Here is a 21477-nt window from a genome sequence, read left to right on the forward strand (position 1 = left end):
GGTGACAGCAACCGCGGACGGCCGGCTCGACCCTGAGTACGATCCCGAGCCGGCCGCGGTGGGCGAACGCCCGCCGGTCCCCGAACGGCTGAACGGCCGTCAGGTGACGGTGGCCCAGGCGGCAGCGGTGCCGCTCGGGTCGAGACGGTGGGAACCCGACGGACCGACGGCGGTAGTACCGTCCGACGATCCCACTCCGGCCGAGGCGCTGGCCCGCGCCACCGCCGAGCTGTTGTCACGCCAGAGCCCCGAGGGCTGGTGGAAGGGCGACCTGGAGACCAACGTCACCATGGACGCCGAGGACCTGTTACTGCGTCAGTTCCTCGGGATCAGGACGGCCGAGCACACCGAGGCCACCGCCGCCTGGATCCGCTCCCAGCAGCGCGAGGACGGCACCTGGTCGACCTTCTACGGCGGCCCCGCCGAGCTCTCCACCACGGTCGAGGCGTACGTCGCGCTCAAACTCGCGGGCGACGACCCGAACGCCCCGCACATGCTGGCGGCGGCCCGGCACGTCCGGGCGGCCGGCGGCATCGCGGCCAGCCGGGTGTTCACCCGGATCTGGCTGGCGCTGTTCGGCTGGTGGCCCTGGGAACGGCTGCCGGAGATGCCGCCGGAGATCATCTTCCTGCCGCGCTGGGTGCCGCTGAACATCTACGCGTTCGGCTGCTGGGCTCGGCAGACCATCGTCCCGCTGACCGTGGTCTCGGCCCACCGCCCGGTCTGCCCCGCGCCGTTCGACCTGGACGAGCTGCACACCGACCCGGCGAACCCGTACCCGCTCCGGCCGCTGCCCCCGCTGAACGGCTGGGACGGCGTCTTCGAGCGGCTCGACCTGGCCCTGCACGCCTACCACCGGCACGCCGTCAAACCACTCCGTCGGGTGGCGCTCGCCCAGGCCGGCCGGTGGATCGTCGAACGCCAGGAGGCGGACGGCTGCTGGGGCGGCATCCAGCCCCCCGCGGTCTACTCGCTGATCGCCCTGCACCTGCTCGGCTACGAGCTCGATCACCCGGTGATGAAGGCCGGGCTGGCCGCCTTCGAACGCTTCACCGTGCACACCGAGGACGGCGCGCGCTGGCTGGAGGCCTGTCAGTCCCCGGTCTGGGACACCTGCCTGGCCACCATCGCGCTGCGCGACGCGGGCCTGCCCGCCGACCACCCTGCGCTGGTCTCGGCGGTGGACTGGATGCTCGCCGAGGAGATCACCAGGCCGGGCGACTGGGCCGTTCAGCGGCCCCGGCTGGCGCCCGGCGGCTGGGCGTTCGAGTTCGAGAACGACAACTATCCCGACATCGACGACACCGCCGAGGTGGTGCTCGCGCTCCAGCGGGTCGACCACCCCGACCGGGAGAAGCTCACCGGCGCGGTCGAACGCGGCGTCGAGTGGAACCTCGGCATGCAGTCCAAGAACGGCGCCTGGGGCGCCTTCGACGTCGACAACACCAGCACCCTGCCGAACAAGCTGCCGTTCTGCGACTTCGGCGAGGTGGTCGACCCGCCCTCCGCCGACGTCACCGCGCACGTGGTGGAGATGCTCGCCGAGACCGGCCGGGCCGACGACCGGCGGACCAGGCGCGGCATCGACTGGCTGCTGAAGAACCAGGAGGCGGACGGCTCCTGGTTCGGCCGCTGGGGCACCAACTACATCTACGGCACCGGCTCGGTACTGCCCGCCCTGGTCGCGGCCGGGCTGCCGACCGGGCACCCGGCGATCCGACGCGCCGTCAGCTGGCTGGAGGACCGGCAGAACCCGGACGGCGGCTGGGGCGAGGACATGCGCTCGTACGAGGACCCGGAGCAGTGGTCCGGGCGCGGCGACTCCACCGCCTCGCAGACCGCCTGGGCCCTGATGGCCCTGCTGGCGGCCGGCGAGGGCCCGGACGGCGCGCGCGGCGAGTCGGTCGAGCGCGGCGTGCAGTGGCTCTGCCACACCCAGCTGCCCACCGGCAGCTGGGACGAGCCGCAGTTCACCGGGACGGGCTTCCCGTGGGACTTCTCGATCAACTACCACCTGTACCGGCTGGTCTTCCCGGTCACCGCCCTCGGCCGCTACCTGCACGGCAGCCCGCTGACGGGGGGTCGGAAGTGAACGCCGACCGCCCGGGGCGGGCCGCAGGCGAAGGAGCTGTCGGTTCGGCGCAGCCTGCCGCAGGCATGGCTGCCGTCGGCCTCCCGAAGCGCGCCGCAGGCGAAAAGCTCCTCGGCCCGCCGCAGCCCGCCGCAGGCGCCGCCGCTCCCCTGCTGGTGGTCTGCGCGCTAGGCCCCGAGGTCTGGGCGCTGCGCGGCGGCGACTGGGCCGTGCCGCCGGTGCTGGTCCGGACCGGGGTCGGGCGGGTCAGGGCGCGGCGCTGCGTCGGCAACCTGCTCGCGCTGGACGGCTACGGGGCGCTGGTGGTGGCCGGTTTCGGCGCGGCGGTGGGGCCTGGCGTCGAGCCCGGCGACATCATCGTGGCGGACGCCGTCCGCAACGGCGAGGGCGAGGAGTGGCCGTTGGAGTCCGCCAAGGCGATGGCCGCCGAACTCACCGCCCGCGGCCTGACCGCGCACATCGGCCCGCACCACACCGCCGACCGCGTGGTGCGGGGTGCGGAGCGCCGCGCCCTGTACGCCACCGGTGCCCGGGCGGTGGACATGGAGGCGGCCGCCGTGCTGGCGGCCCGGGCCGAGCTGCGGCCCGCCCTGCCCACCGCCGTCCTGCGGGTGGTGGTCGACACCCCCACCCGCGAACTGCTCCGCCCCGGCACCCTGCCGGCCGGGCTGCGCGCCTGGCGCACCCTGCGGGTCGCCGTCCCGGCGCTCACCGCCTGGTACCGACAGGCCGTCACCGACCCGATCCATGCACCACAGTCCTCGACGCTCCCTCAGGAGGCGAGCTAGTCATGGCAATGCCGCTGCGCCAGACCATGCGGGTCAGCACCTACCTCATGCAGCAGAAGTTGATCAAGCGGCGGGACAAGTTCCCGCTGATCGTGGAGCTGGAGCCGCTGTTCGCCTGCAACCTCGCCTGTGAGGGCTGCGGGAAGATCCAGCACCCGGCCGGGGTGCTCAAGCAGCGGATGCCGGTCGCCCAGGCGGTCGGCGCGGTCCTGGAGTCCGGCGCCCCGATGGTGTCGATCGCGGGCGGCGAACCGCTGATGCACCCGCAGATCGACGAGATCGTCCGCCAACTGGTGGCCCGCCGCAAGTACGTCTTCCTCTGCACCAACGCGCTGCTGCTGCGCAAGAAGCTGGAGAAGTTCACCCCCTCGCCGTACCTGACCTTCACCGTGCACATCGACGGGCTGCGCGAGCGGCACGACGCCTCGGTGGCCAAGGAGGGCACCTTCGACGAGGCGGTGGAGGCGATCAAGGAGGCCAAGCGGCAGGGCTTCCGGGTCACCACCAACTCGACCTTCTTCAACACCGACACCCCGCAGACCATCATCGAGGTGCTCGACTACCTGAACGACGAGCTGCACGTCGACGAGATGATGATCTCCCCGGCGTTCGCCTACGAGAAGGCCCCCGACCAGGAGCACTTCCTCGGCGTCGAGCAGACCAGGGAGCTGTTCCGGAAGACCTTCGCGGGCGGCAACCGGCGCCGCTGGCGCCTCAACCACAGCCCGCTCTTCCTGGACTTCCTGGAGGGCAAGGTGGACTTCGAGTGCACCGCCTGGGGCATCCCGAACTACTCGCTGTTCGGCTGGCAGCGCCCTTGCTACCTGATGTCGGACGGCTATGTGCCGACCTACCAGGAGCTGATCGAGAAGACCGACTGGGCCAAGTACGGCCGCGGCAAGGACCCGCGCTGCGAGAACTGCATGGCGCACTGCGGGTACGAACCAACCGCCGTACTGGCCACCATGGGCTCGCTCAAGGAGTCCATCCGGGCCGTCAAGGAGACCCTGACCAGCAAGGCCTGAGCCCCGTGGGGCCCGCTCCGGCGGGCCCCACAACAGGCGAGCCACCGGTGATGACCGCAGGCTGAGTACAGACCGTCATCAGCCAGACCCGAGCCGCGAGGTGAAGCCATGTCACTTCTGTCCACCGTCCAGGGGCCCGCCGATCTCCGCCGCCTCTCGCCGGCCGAACTCGGGCAGCTGGCCGACGAGATCCGCGACTTCCTGGTGGACGCGGTGACCAGGACCGGCGGCCACCTCGGCCCCAACCTGGGCGTGGTCGAGCTGACCATCGCGCTGCACCGGGTGTTCGACTCCCCGTACGACCGCATCCTCTGGGACACCGGGCACCAGGCGTACGTGCACAAGCTGCTCACGGGCCGTCAGGACTTCTCCCGGCTGCGGATGCAGGGCGGTCTCTCCGGCTACCCGTCCCGCGCCGAGTCCGAGCACGACCTGATCGAGAACTCGCACGCCTCCACCGCCCTCGGCTACGCCGACGGCCTGGCCAAGGCGCACCAGCTGCTCGGCACCCCGGGCCGGCACACCGTCGCGGTGATCGGCGACGGCGCGCTCACCGGCGGGATGGCCTGGGAGGCGCTGAACAACATCGCCGAGGCGACCGACCGCCCGCTGGTGATCGTGGTCAACGACAACGAGCGCTCGTACGCGAGGACCATCGGCGGGCTGGCCCACCACCTCGCCACGCTGCGCACCACGCAGGGCTACGAACGCTTCCTGGCGCTCGGCAAGGAGGCGCTGCAGCGCACCCCGCTGGTCGGCCAGCCGCTGTTCGGCGCGCTGCACGGGGCGAAGAAGGGCTTCAAGGACGCGTTCACCCCGCAGGGAATGTTCGAGGACCTCGGTCTCAAGTACCTCGGTCCGATCGACGGCCACGACCTCGGCGCGGTGGAGCAGGCGCTCCGGCAGGCCAGGGGCTTCGGCGGCCCGGTGATCGTGCACTGCCTGACCGTCAAGGGCCGCGGCTACCGGCCCGCCGAGCAGGACGAGGCGGACCGGTTCCACGCGGTCGGCGCGATGGACCCGTACACCTGCCTGCCGGTCTCGCCCTCCGCCGGGGTCTCCTGGACCTCGGTGTTCGGCAGCGAGCTGCTCGCGCTCGGCGCCGAGCGTCCCGACGTGGTGGCGATCACCGCCGCGATGCTGCAGCCGGTCGGGCTGGCCAAGTTCGCCGCCGAGTACCCGGAGCGGACCTTCGACGTCGGCATCGCCGAGCAGCACGCGGTGGCCAGTGCGGCGGGCCTGGCCACCGGCGGGCTGCACCCGGTGGTCGCGGTCTACGCGACCTTCCTGAACCGGGCCTTCGACCAGGTCCTGATGGACGTCGCGCTGCACAAGCTGGGCGTCACCTTCGTGCTCGACCGCGCGGGCGTCACCGGCAACGACGGCGCCTCGCACAACGGGATGTGGGACATGTCGCTCCTGCAGGTGGTCCCGGGCCTGCGGCTGGCCGCCCCGCGCGACGCCGACCAGCTGCGGGCCCAGCTCCGGGAGGCGGTGGACGTGCCGGACGCGCCCACCGTGGTCCGCTTCCCCAAGGGAGACCTCGGCCCCGCCGTCCCCGCGCTGGAGCGGATCGGCGGCGTGGACGTTCTGCAGCGCACCGGCCCCACCCCGGAGATCCTGCTGGTGGCCGTCGGCGCGATGGCCCCCGCCTGCCTGGACGCCGCCGCGCTGCTGCTCGCCGAGGGCTTCACCTGCACCGTGGTCGACCCGCGCTGGGTCAAGCCGGTCGACCCCGCGCTGACCGAACTGGCCGCCGCCCACCGCCTGGTGGTCACCGTCGAGGACAACGGCCGGGCCGGCGGCGTCGGTTCGGCGATCGCCCAGGCGATGCGGGACGCCGATGTGGACGTGCCGCTGCGCGATCTCGGCATCCCGCAGGAGTTCCTGGCGCACGCCGGGCGGGGAGAGCTGATGGAGGAGATCGGCCTCACCGGCACCGGCGTGGCCGCCCAGACCGCCGTCTTCGCCAAGTACCTACTGACCGACCGAGGAGCGAACCAGCGCCATGCCGGCTGACCGTCTCGACCTCTCCGCACTGCTCGCCGAACGCGGCGCCGAACGCTACGAGTTGCAGGCCAAGTACCTCAACCCGCAGCTGGCCCGGATGCTGCACACGATCGGCTTCGACAAGTTCTACGAGCGTGCGGAGGGGGCCTACTTCTACGACGCCGAAGGCAACGACTACCTGGACATGCTGGCCGGGTTCGGCATCTTCGCGCTCGGGCGGCACCACCCGGTGGTCCGGTCCGCCGTGCAGCAGGTGATGGACCTCGAGCTGCCCGACCTCACCCGCTTCGACTGCTCGCCGCTGCAGGGGCTGCTGGCCGAGCAACTGCTGTCGTACACCCCGGGATTGGACCGGGTGTTCTTCGGCAACAGCGGTACGGAGGCGGTCGAGACCGCGTTGAAGTTCGCCCGGTACGCCACCGGTCGGAAGCGGATCCTCTACTGCGACCACGCCTTCCACGGCCTGACGGCAGGCTCGCTCTCGGTCAACGGCGAGAACGGCTTCCGCAAGGGCTTCGACCCGCTGCTGCCGGACACCGCCGTCCCGCTCGGTGATCTCGGCGCGCTGGCCCGGGAGTTGCGCAAGGGCGACGTGGCGGCGCTGATCGTGGAGCCGATCCAGGGCAAGGGCGTGCTCGCCCCGCCGCCCGGCTGGCTGCTCGCGGCCCAGCAACTGCTGCACGAGCACAAGGCGTTGCTGATCTGCGACGAGGTGCAGACCGGCATCGGCCGGACCGGCTCGTTCTTCGCCTACCAGCAGGAGGAGGGCGTCCTCCCCGACCTGGTCTGCGCGGCCAAGGCACTGTCGGGCGGGTACGTCCCGGTCGGGGCCACGCTGGGGAAGGGCTGGATCTTCGAGAAGGTCTACTCCTCGATGGACCGGGTGCTGGTGCACTCCGCCAGCTTCGGCTCCAACGCCCAGGCGATGGCGGCCGGGCTGGCCACGCTCCATGTGATGCGCGAGGAGAAGGTGGTCGAGAACGCCCACCGGGTGGGCGAGCTCTTCCGCTCCCGGCTCGCCGAACTGGTGGACAAGTACGAGCTGCTGGCCGAGGTGCGCGGCCGGGGCCTGATGATCGGCATTGAGTTCGGCCGGCCCAAGTCGCTGAAGCTGCGCACCGGTTGGACAGCCCTCCAGGCGGCCCGGAAGGGCCTGTTCGCGCAGATGGTGGTGGTGCCGCTGCTCCAGCGCCACCGCATCCTCACCCAGGTCTCGGGTGACCACCTGGAGGTGATCAAGCTGATCCCGCCGCTGATCATCACCGAACGCGAGGTCGACCGCTTCGTCACCGCCTTCACCGAGGTGATGGACGACGCCCACCGCGGCAGCGGCCTGATGTGGGACTTCGGCCGCACCTTGGTCAAGCAGGCGGTCGGCGGCCGGTAGGGGGCGTCGGCTGGAGTGGATCACTCGAAGAGGTGAAGGGCGGCAGATGGGGGCGCACGCGGGCCGACGTGCGCTGTAGACCGGGTGGGTGACATACAGTCAGCTTGATCATCATGCGGCGTTTCGGCCCGCCTCCGCCACCGCTCTGTTACGCCACCGTGGCTTCGAGGTGTGCGCGGACGTCCTGCACTATCCGGGGTCGGCGACCGAGGCGCTCGCGGAGCTCGCATCGTGCCGCACCACCACCGAACTGCTGGAGTCGGCGCACCGGATGTGGTGCGGTCCGGCCTGCGGCCGCACGGTGGCGTGCACGTTCCTGCACTATCCGAGGGCCGCTCCGGCCCCAGTGATCCGCCGCGCCGGGCGCGAGCGCTACAACCGGGACACCGCGGGCCTGTTCCAGCTGATGGGCGGCGACGGATACGCCGAGGACACCCCGCAGACCCACGGGACGAACCTCTGGCCGCTGCTGCTCGGGATCACGGCGAGGGCGGACGCCGGGGAGGGGGAGCGGATCGATTACTCGGACTGGGCGCGGAAGGGTGACGCGACGGCCGCCGAGGTGGTGGCCTACGCCTGCCGGGACGTCCTGCAGTGGGTGGCCAGTTGGTCCGGCGAGCACTTCTCGCAGGACCCGACCTATCTGCGCTACGTCGCCGCGAGCACCATCGTCGACGACCTGTGCATCCCGCCGCTGGACCTGGTGGGCGGACGGTTCCGGCTCTACGGGCACGGGGTGGACGACCTGGTCGCGGCCATGGACGAGGAGGGCTGGGGGCATGACGCGGTGCACGCCCTGCTCTCGCTGGTCCGGCAGTGGGTGTACCAGTACGCCGAGAAGTTGGACCATGGGCAGGGCGGTCTGCACGCGCGGCTCAACGACTCCACCGGCATCTGGGACGCCTGCGTCTTCCGGATGCACTCCGCCAACAACTACGGGTGCGGCATCGCGGTGGCCCGCGCCGGTGACACCGGTCCGGTCTCCTTCGACTGGCTGATGGGCAGTGGGATGGCTGACGCCATCTCGATGGACCTGGCCAAGTCGGCGCTGGACGTGTACCGGCTGGACGCCCACCAGCCCACCGCCAACGGGGAGTTCGACGCGGTCCGGCAGCAGGCGTACCACTCGGTCTACCTCGACCTGATCGACGACCTGGTGGAGAGCGGGGCGCCCGAGGAGCTGGTGCACTACGGCCGGGCGGGCCTGCAGTACGTCCAGATGATGGAGCGTTACCACGAGCGCCGCCTCGGGCGCCGACTGCTGCTCCGGCCGGCCGTGAGCGCTCGGCTGCGCGGGCTGTTCGGGGCCGAGGCCGTGGAGCCGTGGGTCGAGGGGCGGTACCGGGCGCAGCGGGCCCGCAGCGCGGCCGGCCCGGCCGGGTGGGTGCCGGGCGGGCCGACGGGGCTGGGGACTTCGGGGGCGTACGTCAGAGGGTGGTGAAGAACCCGCCGAGCAGGGTGGCGTCGGGGCTGTCGGGGTCGAGCTCGCCGAGCTCGGCGGCGTAGATCTCGGCGTCGTCCTGCGGGTGGTAGCCGAGGGCGCGGGCGGTCGAGAGGTCCCACCAGGCGCGGGTGTTGGCGCTGATGCCGTTGACGACGGTGTGGCCGACGTCGGGGGCGGTGAGGGCGGCGTGGACCAGGCGGGCGCAGTCGGTGGGGCTGAGCCAGGTGGAGAGCATCCGGGGGGAGCGGGGCTTGGCGAAGCAGGAGCCGATCCGGATGGAGACCGTCTCGATGCCGTGCTTGTCGGCATAGAGGGAGGCCAGGCCCTCGCCGAAGACCTTGGAGAGGCCGTAGTAGGTGTCGGGGCGGGCGGGGGTGTCGCTGCCGATCAGTTCGCCGGTGAGGGGGGTGTAGCCGACGGCGTGGTTGCTGCTGGCGAAGACGATCCGTTTGACGCCCTCGAGGCGGGCGGCTTCGTAGAGTTCGTACGTGCCCTGGATGTTGGCGCCGAGGATGTTGGCGAAGCTGTCCTCCAGCGAGATGCCGCCGAGGTGGACCACGGCGTCCACGCCCCGGACGGCTTCGCGGACGGCATCGGTGTCGCGCAGGTCGAAGGTCAGGCCGCCCTCGACCGGGCGGAGGTCGGCGAGGCGGAGGGTGTGGCCGTGCGGCGGCAGCAGCTCGCGCAGCAGCGTGCCGACGCCGCCCGCCGCACCGGTGAGCAGGACGTGCATGGTCAACTCCTCTGTACGGTGTGTGCCTTGATGTAGTCCAGGTCGAAGTCGTCACCGAGGCCGGGGCGGTCGGGGAACCGGACCACGCCCTGATGGTCGATCGCGTCCACGATCGAGTGCAGGTGCGGTGGCACCTCGTCGAAGTCGAAGTGCGGGTGCAGCAGGCCGCGTTCGTACCAGCGGCCGTTGGTGGTGGCGCCGAGCAGGGCGAGGTTGCCGGAGCCGTTGCCGTGCACCTCGCAGTCCAGGTTGAACGCCTCGGCCAGGTGCAGGGTGCGGACGGCGGGGGTGATGCCGCCGACGTCGGTGGTGCCGGTGCGCAGGATGTCGCAGGCGCCGGAGGTGATCCACTCGGCCCGGGTGAAGTTCTTGCCCCAGGAGGTCTCGGGGCCGATGACGGGGATGTCGAGCTGGTCGGCGAGCCAGCGGTAGGAGGAGACCGACGCCTCCTCCATCGGCTCCTCGAACCAGTAGTAGCCCAACTCCTGGAGTGCGCGGCCGAGTCTGAGCGCCTCGGTGCGGGAGTACCAGTGGTTGGCGTCCAGCATCAGCTCGACGTCCGGGCCGACGGCCTCCCGGACGGCGGTGCAGGCGGCGATGTCCAGCTCCACCGAGGGGGCGCCCGCGACCGGGGGCATCCAGGTGTGCAACTTGACGGCCCGGTAGCCCTGTTCGACCAGGTGGACCGCGAAGGCGGCGAAGTCGGCCGGGGTGGCCAGGCCACCGGGGATCTGGTCGCCGCACATGGTGGAGGCGTACGCCGGGATCTCCCGGCGGGCGCCGCCGAGCAGCTTCCAGACCGGCAGCCCGAGCCGCTGCCCGGCCAGGTCCCAGAGCGCCAGGTCGACGAAGCCGAGCGCGCGATCGGTCAGGCCGCCGTGGGCGCCGCGCTGTTGCCGGGCGAGCGAGGTCCAGAGCCGTTCGCGCTCCAGCGGGTCCTGGCCGAGCAGCGAGGGGCGGACGTACTTGTCCAGTACGTGCGGCCGCAGGTGGTCCGGTTGGACCAGTACCCGGCCTGACACTCCGTCGGTGTCGGTGACGGTGAGCATCGCCTCCCGGACCTCGTGCGCTGCGGCGGGGTGGCGGTGGCCGTGCGAGTCGACGGCGGTCCTGGCGACGGTGGTGAAGACCGAGACCTCGACGCGCTCGATGACGGCGGTCACCGGTTCTTCGCCTGGTAGTCGGCCTGGGCCTTGGTGAAGGCGTCGGCGACGGACTTGGCGAACTCGGCGGCGGAGGTCTTGCCGAGCAGGACCTTCTGGAAGTTGGGCTCGGCGTCGGTCTTGGTGATCTTCGAGTACTGCGGCAGGTAGACCGGCGGCTGGACCAGCTTGGTGGCGGCCGAGTTGAGCGAGTCACCGGCCTGCTTGGTGATGCCGGAGCCGGTGTACCACTCGTCGGCGTACGCCTCGGTGTTGGCGGGGATCTGGCCGACGTTCTGGTTCCAGTAGCTGTTGGACTCGTGCGAGTCCAGGAACTCCATGAACTTCCAGGCGGCGTCCTTGTGCTTGCTGTTCTTGAAGAGGCCGAACCCGTCGACGGGGTTGGCGAGCACCGAGGTGCCGTCCGGCCCGGCCGGGAGCAGGAAGCCGGCCACCTTGTCGCCCAGCGCGGTCTTCACGTCCCGGGTCGAGCCCAGGTTGTGATGGACCATCATCACCTGGTTGGCCTGGAACTGGGCGAGCATCTGCGGGTAGGCGTTGGAGACGTCGGCCTCCGGGGTGGTGGCCTTGTACTGGGCGGCGATCTTCTCGATCAGCGCGATGTTCTTCGGGTCGTCGACGGTGGATCTGCCGCCGGCGTCGAACATCGTGGTCAGCCCGGAGTAGGCGTACGCCTCGGAGAGCACCTGGAAGCCGGAGCCGGCGCCGCCCCGGATGGTGAAGCCGTACTGGTTCTTCCCCTTGTCGGTCAACTTGGCTGCCGCTGCGAAGAGTTCGTCCCAGGTCCGGGGCGCGGTGAGGCCGGCCTCCTTGAACTTGTCGGCGCGGTACCAGATCACGTCCTGGTTGCCGGAGGACGGCAGCTGGTAGAGGCCCTTGCCGCCGCTCGCGCTCTTGGATATCTCGAGAAAGTTCGCCGAGACCTTCCCGTTCAGCGCGCTCTTGGCGTACCGCTCCTCCAGCGGGTCGAGCGCCTTCTGGGCGGTGAGCGAGGCGAGCAGCGCGGTGGTCACGCCGCCGACGTCCGGGGTGGAGTTGGAGGCGATCGCGGTGTTGTACTTCTCCGCCACCTCGGAGCTGGTGACACCGACGTACTTGACCGTGATGGTCGGGTTGACCTTCTCGAAGTCGGCGATCAGCTTCTGGTAGAGCGGGGTTCTCGCGGGTCCGGCGTTGTTGTCCCAGAACGTGACGGTGGTCTTTCCACCCGCGTCGGAGGAACTGCCGGAGGAGCCGCAGGCGGTGAGCAGGCCGAGCGCGGCGAGCGCAGCGGCGGTGGTGCGCAGGGGGCGGGACATGGCTGGGGTCCTGTTCTTCTCGGATGGGATGGGGGAGTTCAGCCCTTGACGGCGCCGGCGCTCATGCCCTGCACCAGGTACTTCTGGACGAAGGCGAAGACCAGCACCACGGGTACGGCGGCCACCACGCCACCGGCGGCGAGCGCGCCGAAGTCGACGGTGTTCTCGCCGATGGTGGTCTGCAGCCCGACCGGCACCGTCTGCAGTTCGGGGTCATTGAGGAACATCAGTGCGAAGAGGAAGTTGTTCCAGCTGCCGATGAAGGCGAACGAGCCGACGGCCACGATGCCGGGCCGCAGCAGCGGCAGTACGACGGCCAGGAAGGCGCGGACGCGGCCGCAGCCGTCCACCATCGCGGACTCCTCCAGTTCCACCGGGACGTTCTTCACGAAGCCGCTCATCAGGATCATGGCGAGCGGGAGTTGGAAGGTGGTCTCGGCGATGATCAGGCTCCAGCGGGAGTTGATCAGGTCGAAGGTCTGGAAGATGTTGAAGAGCGGGATCAGCATCATCGCGCCCGGCACGAACTGGGTGCAGAGCAGCGCGAGCAGGAAGGCCCGCTGCCCCCGGAACCTGAACCGGGCCAGCGCGTAACCGCCCATCAGGGCGAAGAAGGTGACGAACACCAGGGTGAGCAGGGCGATCCAGACGCTGTTCTGGAAGTAGACCCGGAAGCCCATGCCGTTCCAGACCGTGTCGAAGTGATCGAAGGTCAGCGGCCAGGGCAGCAGTGAGGTGGAGCCGGCCGGGCGGAGCGCGAACAGCAGCATCCAGTAGAACGGCACCACGGTGAAGACCAGGTACAGCGCGAGCGGCAGGAAGAGCCGGAGGATCCGGTTCACTTCTCACGTCCGAACTTGCTGAGCCGCAGGTAGAGGATCGAGCAGAACAGCAGGATCACGAAGGCCGCCGTGGTGAGCGCCGAGCCGTAGCCGAAGTCGTAGGACTTGCGCGCGAGTTGGGCCACGTAGAGCGGAAGGCTGGTGGTCGCACCGGCCGGGCCGCCGTTGGTCAGCGTGTACAGCAGGTCGACGTTGTTGAACTCCCAGACCGAGCGCAGCAGGGTGGCCAGCACGATCGCGTCCCGCAGGTGCGGCAGGGTGACGTGGCAGAAGGTGCGGACCCGGCCGGCGCCGTCCATCGAGGCCGCCTCGTACAGCTCCTTGGGCACCGACTGGAGGTCGGCCAGGATGAGGATGGCGAAGAACGGTACGCCGCGCCAGAGTTCGGCGACCACGGCGGCGCCGAAGACGGTGTCGGGGTTGCCGAGTACCGAGGTGCCCGCGCTGCCGGCGCCGAGTTCGGCGAGGTAGTGGAAGACGCCGGTGGCCGGGTTGTAGAGCAGCATCCAGATGCTGGTGGTCAGCACGCCCGAGACGGCCCAGGGGGAGAAGACCAGGGCCCGGGCCACGGCCCGGCCGACGAAGGTCTCGTTCACGATCAGCGCGAGGGCCAGGCCGAGCAGCAGTTGGAGCAGGACCTCGGCGAAGACCCACTTGGCGGAGAAGGCCAGGCTGCTCCAGAACTGCTCGTCGCCGAACATCTGCCGGAAGTTGGCCAGGCCGACGAAGGCGTCGTCATAGGGCTCGTTCACCACGTGGTGCTGGAGCGCGTAGTAGAGGACGCTGCCGACCGGGAAGAGCAGGAACACGGCCAGCAGGAGCAGCGTCGGGGAGATCAGCGCGTACGGCGCCAGCGCCCGGCGCAGCCGGTGGCCGCGGACAGGGGGTGGGGCGGCGAGAGCCATCGGTGAGCTCGCCTCCTCTCGGAAACGTGGGGGAGCGATGGCGACTCACGGCGACACGCACATGGACGCTGTTCACATTCGTGGACACCCTAGGGAGAGGGTGACGGGTCGTCAACCCTCCGCGTGGCCATACCGTGTTCATGGATGTGGACCACGGTCAGAATGATGTATAACCCTGGAACACCCAGCCCCGCGCCTCGCTAGGAGCGTTCCGCCATGCCTGCTCTCGTCGACCGCCTCGACGGTCTGCTGTTCTTCCCGGTCACCGCCTTCGCCCCCGACGGCGCGTTGGACCTGACCACCTTCCGGGCGCACGTCAGGGCCCGGATCGACGACGGCGCGGCCGCCGTCTTCGCCGCCTGCGGCACCGGCGAGTACCACGCGCTCGGCCTCGACGAGTACGAGGCCGTCATCGCCGCCGCCGTCGAGGAGACCGCCGGAGCCGTACCCGTGGTGGCCGGTATCGGCCACGGCACCGCGTTGGCCCTGGAGTTCGTCCGGCGGGCCGAGCGGGCCGGCGCCGACGGCCTGCTCGCGCTGCCGCCGTATCTGGTCAAGCCCTCGCAGGCCGGACTGCTCCGGCACTACACCGAACTGGCCGAGGCGACCCGGCTGGAGATCATCATCTATGCCCGGGACAACGCCGTCCTGGACCCGGAGACCGTGGTCCGGCTCGCCGAACTGCCCAACGTGGTCGGCTACAAGGACGGCCTCGGCGACGTGGACCGGATGCAACGGATCATCAGCGCCGTCCGCACCGCCCACCCGGACCGGCCGTTCCGCTACTTCAACGGCCTGCCCACCGCCGAACTCACCGGGCTCGCCTACCGGGGCATCGGCGTCACGCTGTACTCCTCCGCCGTGTTCTGCTTCGCGCCCGACCTCGCGCTCGCCTTCCACGCCGCCCTGAACGGCGGCGACGACGAGACCGCCAACCGCCTGCTGGACGGCTTCTTCCGCCCGCTGGTGGAGCTGCGCAACCTGGGCTCCGGCTACGCGGTCTCGCTGGTCAAGGCCGGGGTCCGGCTGGACGGCCTGGACGTCGGCGAGGTCCGGTCCCCGCTCACCGAGCCCGCCGCCGAGCACGTCTCCCAGCTGGCCGACCTGATCAAGCACGGCCGCACCCTGCTCTGACCGTCCCCCGCCGGCGCCCGGCCCACCCGCCGGGCGCCCTCTCACCCTGGAGCACTGCCGTGCGGACCTCCGCCTTCCTCTACCCCTGGGACGTCGTCGGCGACCCGGACGCCGCGCCCCGGCTCGCCGACCTGGGCCTGGACCGGATCACCCTGGCCTCCGCGTACCACTCCACCCGGGCGCTGACGCCGCGTCACCCGAGCCGGCGGATCGTCACCGCCCGGCACTCCGCCGTCTACTACCCGCCCGGCCGCCGGCGCGGGATCGGCCCGTACCCACAGACCTGGATCGACTCCCCGGACCCGTTCGGCGAGGCCGGCGCCGCGCTCCTCGCGGCCGGTCTGGACGTGCACTCCTGGGTGGTGCTCGCCCACAACTCCCGGCTGGGGGAAGAGAATCCGCGCTGTACCGTGCGCAACGCCTACGGCGAGCACTACCCCTGGGCACTCTGCATCGCGCAGCCCGAGGTGGTCGAGTACGGCGCGCTGCTGGCCGCCGAGGCGGCCGTCCGGCCCGGGGCGAGCGGCGTCGAGCTGGAGTCCTGCGGCTGGTACGGGCTGGCGCACCTGCACGCCCACGACAAGATCGGCGGCGTACCGCTGGGCCCGGTCGGGCAGTTGCTGATGTCGCTCTGCTTCTGCCCGTCCTGCTCGGCGGGGTACGCCGACGCCGCGGCGCTGCGGGCGGCCGTGCTGGCCGCCCTGGCCCCGCTCTGGCGCGGCGCGCCCGACCCGGCGGACCTCGCCGACGCGGTGGGCCGCTCGCTCGCGGCCGATGCCCTGGCCCATCGGGCGGCCGCCGCACGGCAGTTCCAGTCCGCGGCGGTCTCCGCGGTCCGTTCGGCGGCGCCCCCCGGATTCCGGATCCTGCTGCACGCCGACCCCACCCCGCACCACTACGGACCCAACCCCGGCGTGGAGTTGGACTGGCTGCTCGGGCAGGTCGACGGCCTGGTCATCCCGGCCGCCCTGTTGCCCACCGCCCTGCCGGAACGCCGCCCCGGCACCGTACTGGCAGCCAACCTCGGCATCATCGGCGGCCTCGGGCCGATCCCCGAGGCCGACGAACTGCGCTTCTACCACGCCGGGTTGGCCTCCGACGCCGACCTGGCCGCAGTCAGGCAGCTGCTCGACCGTCAGAGGTCGCGAGGGTCCGTGTCGGCACCGCACAGCACGACGGTCACCGCCTCGTCCGGGCCCGGCAGGTAGGCGGCGGCGGTATCACCGCCAGGGCTGCCAGTTGTCGGAGCCGGTCAGGTACGTCTCGCGGGTGTGCGCGGCGGCCTGGGCGGCGGTCAGCTGCGGGCGGTTGGCCGGGACGGTGACGACCGCGCCCGGGCCGGTGTTCGCGTACTCGGCGAAGCGCTGGTTCTGCCACGGGTGGGAGGCGGACATGTCGGCGTACGGGGCACCGGCGTTGATGCCCGCGCCGATCGTGCTCTGACGGACCGTCAGCATCGGCCTGGCGGTGGTGTCGCTGCTCGGCACCCACGGGCGGGCCAGGCAGTAGGCGGCGGCGGGGGCGGTGCTGGTGAAGGTGCACCCGGTGGCCAGGAAGCCGCGCGGGTTGGCCCCGGCGGTGCTGGGGGCGAACACGAAGCCCTGCGGGGTGAAGGCCACCGGCCGGGCCAGCGTGCGCAGTTCGCAGCCCTCCAGCACGGCGGTGGCCCGGCCGAAGACGAAGTCGACGTCGCCCTCGACGTAGCACTGCCGGTAGTACTGCCGGGCGAAGACACCGAGGCCGGCGGAGTCCGCGTACAGGGTGTCCTGGTGGCCGAGGAAGCGGCAGCGGTGGAAGGCGGTCCGGTCGCCGACCGCCTTGACCGCGACGGCCTGGGTGCCGGTGAACTCCGGGTGGTCGGCGCGCAGCCAGTCGTTGGCGAAGGTGACGTCCCGGGCGGTGAACCCGTCCGCGAGCAGGGTGACGGTGGCGCTGCCGGACGTGCCGTAGGTGCCGCCGCCGGGCTTGGCGGTGCCGGCGGCGTTGTTGTAGACGATCACCACGTCGGTGGCCCTGGCGGTGCCGCCGAGCAGGGTGAGGTACCGGCGGTCGGCGGTGAGGAGCACGGTCTCCCGGTACGTCCCGGCGGCCAGCACGATGGTCCAGCCGGTGGCGACGGTGGTGCCGGCGGGCGTGGCGGAGACGGCGGCCTGCACGGTGCGGTGGTCGCCGGTGCCGGCCGGATCGACGTACAGGGTACGGGAGTTGAGGCGAGCGGTGGGGCTGCCGTAGCTGCCCCACTTCCCGGCGGCGGAGGCCACGCCGGTGCCGGTGCCGAGCAGCAGGGCGGCCGAGGTGAGCAGGAAGGAACGACGGGTGGGCATGCGGCTCTCCTGGGGGAGGGCCCCGGCGCGGTGGGGGCGCGCGCCGGGGCTGTCGGTGCGGGGAGGTCAGATCCGGCCGACGCCGGCCGAGGCGGTGACGGCGCCCGGCACGGCGGAGGCGGGCTGCACGGTGAGCCGCAGCGAGGGCGTCCAGCCCGCCGAAGTGCCCAGCTTGCTGCTGGAGTTGGCGGCGTTGTAGGCGCCGATCAGGTCGGTCACGGTGCCGTTCACGGAGTTGTTGTCGGCGGTCAGCGCGGAGCCGCTGAGCTTGCGCAGCACCTCGCCCGTCGTGATGCCGGAGGGCAGCTTGAAGTAGTTCTGCTGGGCCACCACCGCCGAGTTCTTGCCCACCCCGATGCTGTACTCGTAGGCGCCCGCGGTCGGCACGAAGTAGTTGTTGTAGACGTCGACCTGGCCGAACCGGACCCGGGGCGCACGCTCCACGGTGTTCTGCCAGAGGTTGTGGTGGAAGGTGACCCGGAGCTTGCCGGTGTCCACGGTGGAGCTGTCGCTGTTGCCGACCAGGATGGTCTTGCCGTGGTCCTTGAAGATGTTCCAGGAGGCGGTGACGTAGTCGGCGCCCTTGACCACGTCGAGCTGGCCGTCGTGCACCTGGTACGGGCGGCCGAAGTACTTCGGCTGCTTGGCGTCGACGTTGGCGCCGTCGGTGAAGGTGTTGTGGTCGACCCAGACGTGGGTGGCGTTGTAGGCGACCAGGCTGTCGTACATCGAGTTCCAGTTGCCGTCGTCGCCGTCGGTCGGGTCCCACTGCGGGAAGCAGTCGGCGGCGTCCTCGAAGGTGAGGTTGCGGACGATCACGTTGTCCACGTTCTTCACCACCAGGCCGCCGCCGAGCAGCCGGCCGCCGTTGATGCCGACCACCGTGGTGTTGGCGCCCACGTTGATCTGGACCTTCTCGGCCTGCAGCTTCTGCGAGGCCACCCGCGCGGTCTCCTGGGTGCCGGACGGCACCTTGGAGGTGCCCCAGACCGCCGGGTCGTACGCGGCCAGGTACTTGGCCAGGGTGTAGCCGCCGGTCACGTAGGCCGAGCAGGCCAGGTGCCGGTTGGCGTCGTCGGTGTTCAGGTCGATGGTGCCGGAGACCTGGATGATCTTCGGGGTGGCGTTCGACCCGTTGCTGGAGTTCTTGCCGCCGAGCGCGGCGACCAGCTGGGCCCGGGTGGTGACCGTGACGGTGTGCGCGGCGTCGGCCTTGCTGCCGCCGGTGGTGCCGGTGGTGGCCGAGCCCCAGCCGTCCTTGGCGGCCAGGACGGTGTGCGCGACATCGGCCGCGGCGGCCGGGGTGACGGTGGCACAGGTGGCGCCGAGCAGGGCGGCGGTGCAGGCGAGCAGAGCGGTGCGGCGGGGTACGCGCATGGCGAAGCTCCTCGGACGTGACGTCGGGTGGGGGGAGGAGAATGCGAGGGCGATACGCTCCGACTGGGTTCAAGGACATGAACCACGGTCGCATCCATGGCCGGGACGATAGGCAGCCCGACCGCCTGCGGTCAAGAGGGCCGACCGGGCCGCAAACGGCAGGGCCCCGCACCGAAGTGCGGGGCCCTGCCGGAAGTTGACGAAGGGTCAGAGGTGCCGGGTGGCCAGCGTCAGCCGGTCCCTGGCGTCGAACAGGGCCTCCCGGATCTGCTCCTCCCGGCCCGGTGTCAGCCGGGCCACCGGCACCGACACGCTCACCGCGTCCCGGGCTGGGGTCCGGTACGGAACGGCGACACCGAAGCAGCGCAGTCCGAGGGTGTTCTCCTCGCGGTCCACCGCGTAGCCGCGCTCGCGGATCTCCCGCAGCTCGGCGATCAGCTGCTCCCGGTCGGTGTGGGTGTGCTCGGTCACCGGCTCCAGCTCGGCGGGCAGCAGCTGCCTGATCCGCTCGTCGGAGTGGGTGGCCAGCAGTGCCTTGCCGTGCGAGGTGCAGTACGCGGGCAGCCGCCGCCCGATCCGGGTGAACGGCCGCAGGCTGTGCTGGGACTGACGGGTCGCCAGGTAGACCACGCTGGCGCCGTCCAGCCGGGCCAGGTGGATGGTCTCGCCGGTGTCCTCGGCCAGCCGGTCCAGGGCCGGCCTGGCCAGCGCCACCACCTCGTCGCCGTCGATGTACGAGCTGCCCACCAGCAGCGCCCGCACCCCGATCCCGTACCGGGTGCCGGTGCCGTCGGTCTCCACCCAGCCGAGCTCGACCAGCGTCCGCAGCAGCATGTACAGGCTGCTCTTCGGGTAGCCGGTCTGCTCCTGCACCTCGGCCAGGCTGTGCATGCCGGGCCGGCCGGCGAAGTACTCCAGCAGTTCGACCGTGCGAACCGCCGACTTGACCTGCGCGCCGCCGCCGGGGCCGGAGTTGGCCGTCGAGTCCATGCGTGCTTGACCCCTTCTGTCGCGCGGCGTAGCGTTCCGCGAGGTTCAACCATTCGTACGGCGTTCAGCATACTGAACAGATCCGGGCTGTGGGAGGCCGGGCACCGCACTCTCCGGCGGCCGCCGCCCGACCGGTGGCCCGGCCGAGGAGGCCCGCGCAGTGCTGTCAGATCCCCGTCGCCCCGTCCACACCGCCGACCCCAGGACCGGCGAGCCCGGCGTGCAGGTGGCCGTCGAGTCCGGACCCGAGCAGGTCGACCAGATGGTACGCGCCGCCGCGGCCACCGCGCCCGCGCTGGCCGACCGCACCGTCCGGGCCGCGCTGCTGCGCGCGGCGGCCGACCGGCTGGCGGGTGCGGCCGCCGAGGTGATCGCGGCCGCCGACGCCGAGACCGCGCTCGGGGTGCCCCGGCTGACCGGTGAACTCGCCCGCACCACCTACCAGTTGCGCGCCTTCGCGGAGCAGGTCGAGCACGGCGGCTTCCTGGACGTGGCGATCGACCACGCCGATCCGGCGCTCGGCCGCCCCGACCTGCGCCGGATGAAGGTCCCGCTGGGCGTGGTCGCGGTGTTCGCCGCGAGCAACTTCCCGCTCGCCTTCAGTGTCCCCGGCGGGGACACCGCGAGCGCGCTCGCGGCGGGCTGCCCGGTGGTGGTCAAGGCCCACCCGGACCACCCGGCCACCAGCGAGCTCTGCGCCCGGCTGATCCGCGAGGCGGCGGTGGGCCTCGGCCTGCCCGCCGAACTCCTGGGCCTGCTGCACGGGTTCGAGGCCGGGCCCGAGCTGGTCCGGCACCCGCTGGTCGCGGCGGTCGGCTTCACCGGCTCGGTCCGCGGCGGCCGGGCGCTGCACGACGTGGCGGCCGCCCGGCCCCGGCCGATCCCGTTCCACGGTGAACTCGGCTCGCTCAACCCGGTGGTGGTGACCGAGCGGGCCGCCGCCACCCGGGCCGCCGAGATCGGCGGCGGCCTGGCGGCCTCGTTCACCCTGGGTACCGGGCAGTTCTGCGTGAAGCCCGGGCTGGTGCTGATCCCGGCCGGGGCGGCGGAGTTGGAACAGGAGCTGGTGGCGGCCGCCGCCAAGACGGACGGCGGGCCGCTGCTCGACCCCCGGATGCGGGAGGCGTTCCTGACGGGCGTTCAGCACCGGGCCGCCCAGCCGGGCGTACAGACCCTGCTGGCCGCGGGCCAGGCCGACGCGGCCCCGCTCGCGGTTGCACCCGGCGTGCTGGCGGTAGCGGCGGCGGACCTGACCGAGGAGCTGCTCGAGGAGTGCTTCGGCCCGGTCACCGTCCTGGTCCGCTACGCCGACGCGGCCGAACTCGAAGCCGTACTGGGCCGGTTGAGCGGAAACCTGACCGCGACCGTGCAGCTGGCCGCGGACGAACGCGGCCCCGAGGCGGCCGCCCTGCTGGACCGGCTGCGCCCGCTGGCCGGCCGCCTGGTGGTGGACAACTGGCCGACCGGCGTCGCGGTCGCCCCCGCCATGCACCACGGCGGCCCGTACCCGGCCAGCACCTCCACCTCGACCTCGGTCGGCGCCACGGCGGTCGAACGCTGGCTCCGTCCGGTCAGCTACCAGAACACCCCGCAGGAACTGCTGCCGCCCGAGCTGCGTGACGCCAACCCGCTCGGCGTCCCGCAGCGCGTCAACGCCTAGAGCTCGGTCCGGCGCCGGCGCAGCACCACCAGCAGGTCCACCAGCGCGAACAGCGTCAGCACGCCGCAGGCGACGGCGAAGGCGGTCAGGGTGGCCGGGCTCGGCGAAGCGCCGGGGTCGGCCACCGCGGCCCAGAGCGCGAAGCCGGCCGTGGTCAGCGCGAACAGCGGAGTGAAGAGCACGGAGAGCAGGAAGCGGAGCTTGAGGTCACTGCGCGCCGTCATCGGCTCGGTGCCGCTCTGCCAGGTACGAGGTGTCTTGGTGGGACGCATCGCCGGTTCACCTCCAACCTCTACCCTCCACGG

Annotated in this window: 18 protein-coding genes; 9 read left to right on the top strand and 9 right to left on the bottom strand. The window is 71.6% G+C overall.

What is annotated here, in order from left to right; all coding sequences use genetic code 11:
- Position 1: 1 nt before the first annotated feature.
- The 6 genes from shc to F4556_RS30515 all read left to right on the top strand — a co-directional run bounded on the left by shc (position 2) and on the right by F4556_RS30515 (position 8743).
- Positions 2-2092: a squalene--hopene cyclase gene (shc, locus tag F4556_RS30490; protein ID WP_313068860.1), complete on the top strand. Its 2091-nt coding sequence runs from the start codon at positions 2-4 to the stop codon at positions 2090-2092.
- A 65-nt stretch (positions 2093-2157) separates the two neighbouring features.
- Positions 2158-2880 (top strand): phosphorylase family protein, encoded by a 723-nt coding sequence (locus F4556_RS30495; RefSeq protein WP_184921776.1) that lies wholly within the window; start codon positions 2158-2160, stop codon positions 2878-2880.
- Positions 2881-2882: 2 nt separating this feature from the next.
- Positions 2883-3905, top strand: a complete 1023-nt coding sequence (gene hpnH, locus F4556_RS30500) for an adenosyl-hopene transferase HpnH (RefSeq protein WP_184921785.1) — start codon at positions 2883-2885, stop codon at positions 3903-3905.
- Between the two features lie 108 nt (positions 3906-4013).
- Positions 4014-5924 carry a 1-deoxy-D-xylulose-5-phosphate synthase gene (gene dxs / locus F4556_RS30505; protein ID WP_184921787.1) on the top strand — a complete coding sequence of 637 codons (1911 nt, stop codon included), beginning with the start codon at positions 4014-4016 and terminating at the stop codon, positions 5922-5924.
- Positions 5914-7302, top strand: a complete 1389-nt coding sequence (locus tag F4556_RS30510; protein WP_184921789.1) for an aspartate aminotransferase family protein — start codon at positions 5914-5916, stop codon at positions 7300-7302. Before dxs ends, F4556_RS30510 begins: the two co-directional genes overlap by 11 nt.
- A gap of 169 nt (positions 7303-7471) precedes the next feature.
- Positions 7472-8743, top strand: coding sequence for a hypothetical protein (locus tag F4556_RS30515; RefSeq protein WP_184921790.1), 1272 nt, complete (start codon positions 7472-7474; stop codon positions 8741-8743).
- Here F4556_RS30515 and F4556_RS30520 read toward each other — a convergent pair.
- From F4556_RS30520 to F4556_RS30540, 5 genes are read right to left on the bottom strand one after another with little or no spacing between them, the layout of a single operon-like run.
- Positions 8730-9479, bottom strand: a complete 750-nt coding sequence (locus F4556_RS30520; protein WP_184921792.1) for an NAD-dependent epimerase/dehydratase family protein — start codon at positions 9477-9479, stop codon at positions 8730-8732. The genes F4556_RS30515 and F4556_RS30520 overlap by 14 nt on opposite strands.
- 2 nt (positions 9480-9481) lie before the next feature.
- Positions 9482-10642, bottom strand: coding sequence for an enolase C-terminal domain-like protein (locus F4556_RS30525; RefSeq protein WP_184921794.1), 1161 nt, complete (start codon positions 10640-10642; stop codon positions 9482-9484).
- Positions 10639-11940, bottom strand: a complete 1302-nt coding sequence (locus F4556_RS30530) for an ABC transporter substrate-binding protein (RefSeq protein WP_184921796.1) — start codon at positions 11938-11940, stop codon at positions 10639-10641. The genes F4556_RS30525 and F4556_RS30530 overlap by 4 nt, the downstream gene beginning before the upstream one ends.
- Positions 11941-11978: 38 nt before the next feature.
- Positions 11979-12782, bottom strand: coding sequence for a carbohydrate ABC transporter permease (locus F4556_RS30535; RefSeq protein WP_313068873.1), 804 nt, complete (start codon positions 12780-12782; stop codon positions 11979-11981).
- Positions 12779-13687, bottom strand: coding sequence for a carbohydrate ABC transporter permease (locus tag F4556_RS30540; RefSeq protein WP_184921797.1), 909 nt, complete (start codon positions 13685-13687; stop codon positions 12779-12781). Before F4556_RS30540 ends, F4556_RS30535 begins: the two co-directional genes overlap by 4 nt.
- A 216-nt stretch (positions 13688-13903) precedes the next feature.
- Here F4556_RS30540 and F4556_RS30545 point away from each other — a divergent pair, with 216 nt between their 5' ends.
- Together F4556_RS30545 and F4556_RS30550 are read left to right on the top strand one after the other, a co-directional pair.
- Positions 13904-14821: a 5-dehydro-4-deoxyglucarate dehydratase gene (locus F4556_RS30545; protein WP_184921799.1), complete on the top strand. Its 918-nt coding sequence runs from the start codon at positions 13904-13906 to the stop codon at positions 14819-14821.
- A 59-nt stretch (positions 14822-14880) separates the two neighbouring features.
- Positions 14881-16029 carry a hypothetical protein gene (locus F4556_RS30550; RefSeq protein WP_313068878.1) on the top strand — a complete coding sequence of 383 codons (1149 nt, stop codon included), beginning with the start codon at positions 14881-14883 and terminating at the stop codon, positions 16027-16029.
- 12 nt (positions 16030-16041) lie between these two features.
- On the opposite strand, the gene F4556_RS30555 is transcribed toward F4556_RS30550, so the two are convergent.
- From F4556_RS30555 to F4556_RS30565, 3 genes are all read right to left on the bottom strand, one after another.
- On the bottom strand, positions 16042-17145 hold the full coding sequence (locus tag F4556_RS30555) for a pectinesterase family protein (RefSeq protein ID WP_184921801.1): 1104 nt from the start codon (positions 17143-17145) through the stop codon (positions 16042-16044).
- 66 nt (positions 17146-17211) lie between these two features.
- The gene (locus tag F4556_RS30560) at positions 17212-18522 is read right to left on the bottom strand and encodes a pectate lyase family protein (RefSeq protein ID WP_184921803.1); all 1311 of its coding nucleotides are present in this window, start codon (positions 18520-18522) and stop codon (positions 17212-17214) included.
- Between the two features lie 207 nt (positions 18523-18729).
- The gene (locus tag F4556_RS30565; RefSeq protein WP_184921805.1) at positions 18730-19512 is read right to left on the bottom strand and encodes an IclR family transcriptional regulator; all 783 of its coding nucleotides are present in this window, start codon (positions 19510-19512) and stop codon (positions 18730-18732) included.
- Between the two features lie 163 nt (positions 19513-19675).
- Between F4556_RS30565 and F4556_RS30570 the strand changes: the two genes are divergently transcribed.
- A complete protein-coding gene (locus tag F4556_RS30570) occupies positions 19676-21172 on the top strand; it encodes an aldehyde dehydrogenase (NADP(+)) (protein ID WP_184925455.1) in 1497 nt (498 codons plus the stop codon).
- Here the strand turns inward: F4556_RS30570 and F4556_RS30575 are convergent.
- The gene (locus F4556_RS30575) at positions 21169-21444 is read right to left on the bottom strand and encodes a DUF6343 family protein (protein WP_184921807.1); all 276 of its coding nucleotides are present in this window, start codon (positions 21442-21444) and stop codon (positions 21169-21171) included. The genes F4556_RS30570 and F4556_RS30575 overlap by 4 nt on opposite strands.
- Positions 21445-21477: the final 33 nt, after the last annotated feature.

This window comes from Kitasatospora gansuensis, from assembly GCF_014203705.1.
GTDB lineage: Bacteria > Actinomycetota > Actinomycetes > Streptomycetales > Streptomycetaceae > Kitasatospora > Kitasatospora gansuensis.

Excerpts from the sequence above, each read along its gene's own strand:
- F4556_RS30495 (WP_184921776.1), top strand. The coding sequence starts at position 2,158 with ATGGCTGCCGTCGGCCTCCCGAAGCGCGCCGCAGGCGAAAAGCTCCTC.
- hpnH (WP_184921785.1), top strand. The coding sequence starts at position 2,883 with ATGGCAATGCCGCTGCGCCAGACCATGCGGGTCAGCACCTACCTCATG.
- dxs (WP_184921787.1), top strand. The coding sequence starts at position 4,014 with ATGTCACTTCTGTCCACCGTCCAGGGGCCCGCCGATCTCCGCCGCCTC.
- F4556_RS30510 (WP_184921789.1), top strand. The coding sequence starts at position 5,914 with ATGCCGGCTGACCGTCTCGACCTCTCCGCACTGCTCGCCGAACGCGGC.
- F4556_RS30520 (WP_184921792.1), bottom strand. The coding sequence starts at position 9,479 with ATGCACGTCCTGCTCACCGGTGCGGCGGGCGGCGTCGGCACGCTGCTG.
- F4556_RS30530 (WP_184921796.1), bottom strand. The coding sequence starts at position 11,940 with ATGTCCCGCCCCCTGCGCACCACCGCCGCTGCGCTCGCCGCGCTCGGC.
- F4556_RS30540 (WP_184921797.1), bottom strand. The coding sequence starts at position 13,687 with ATGGCTCTCGCCGCCCCACCCCCTGTCCGCGGCCACCGGCTGCGCCGG.
- F4556_RS30545 (WP_184921799.1), top strand. The coding sequence starts at position 13,904 with ATGCCTGCTCTCGTCGACCGCCTCGACGGTCTGCTGTTCTTCCCGGTC.
- F4556_RS30555 (WP_184921801.1), bottom strand. The coding sequence starts at position 17,145 with ATGCCCACCCGTCGTTCCTTCCTGCTCACCTCGGCCGCCCTGCTGCTC.
- F4556_RS30560 (WP_184921803.1), bottom strand. The coding sequence starts at position 18,522 with ATGCGCGTACCCCGCCGCACCGCTCTGCTCGCCTGCACCGCCGCCCTG.
- F4556_RS30565 (WP_184921805.1), bottom strand. The coding sequence starts at position 19,512 with ATGGACTCGACGGCCAACTCCGGCCCCGGCGGCGGCGCGCAGGTCAAG.
- F4556_RS30575 (WP_184921807.1), bottom strand. The coding sequence starts at position 21,444 with ATGCGTCCCACCAAGACACCTCGTACCTGGCAGAGCGGCACCGAGCCG.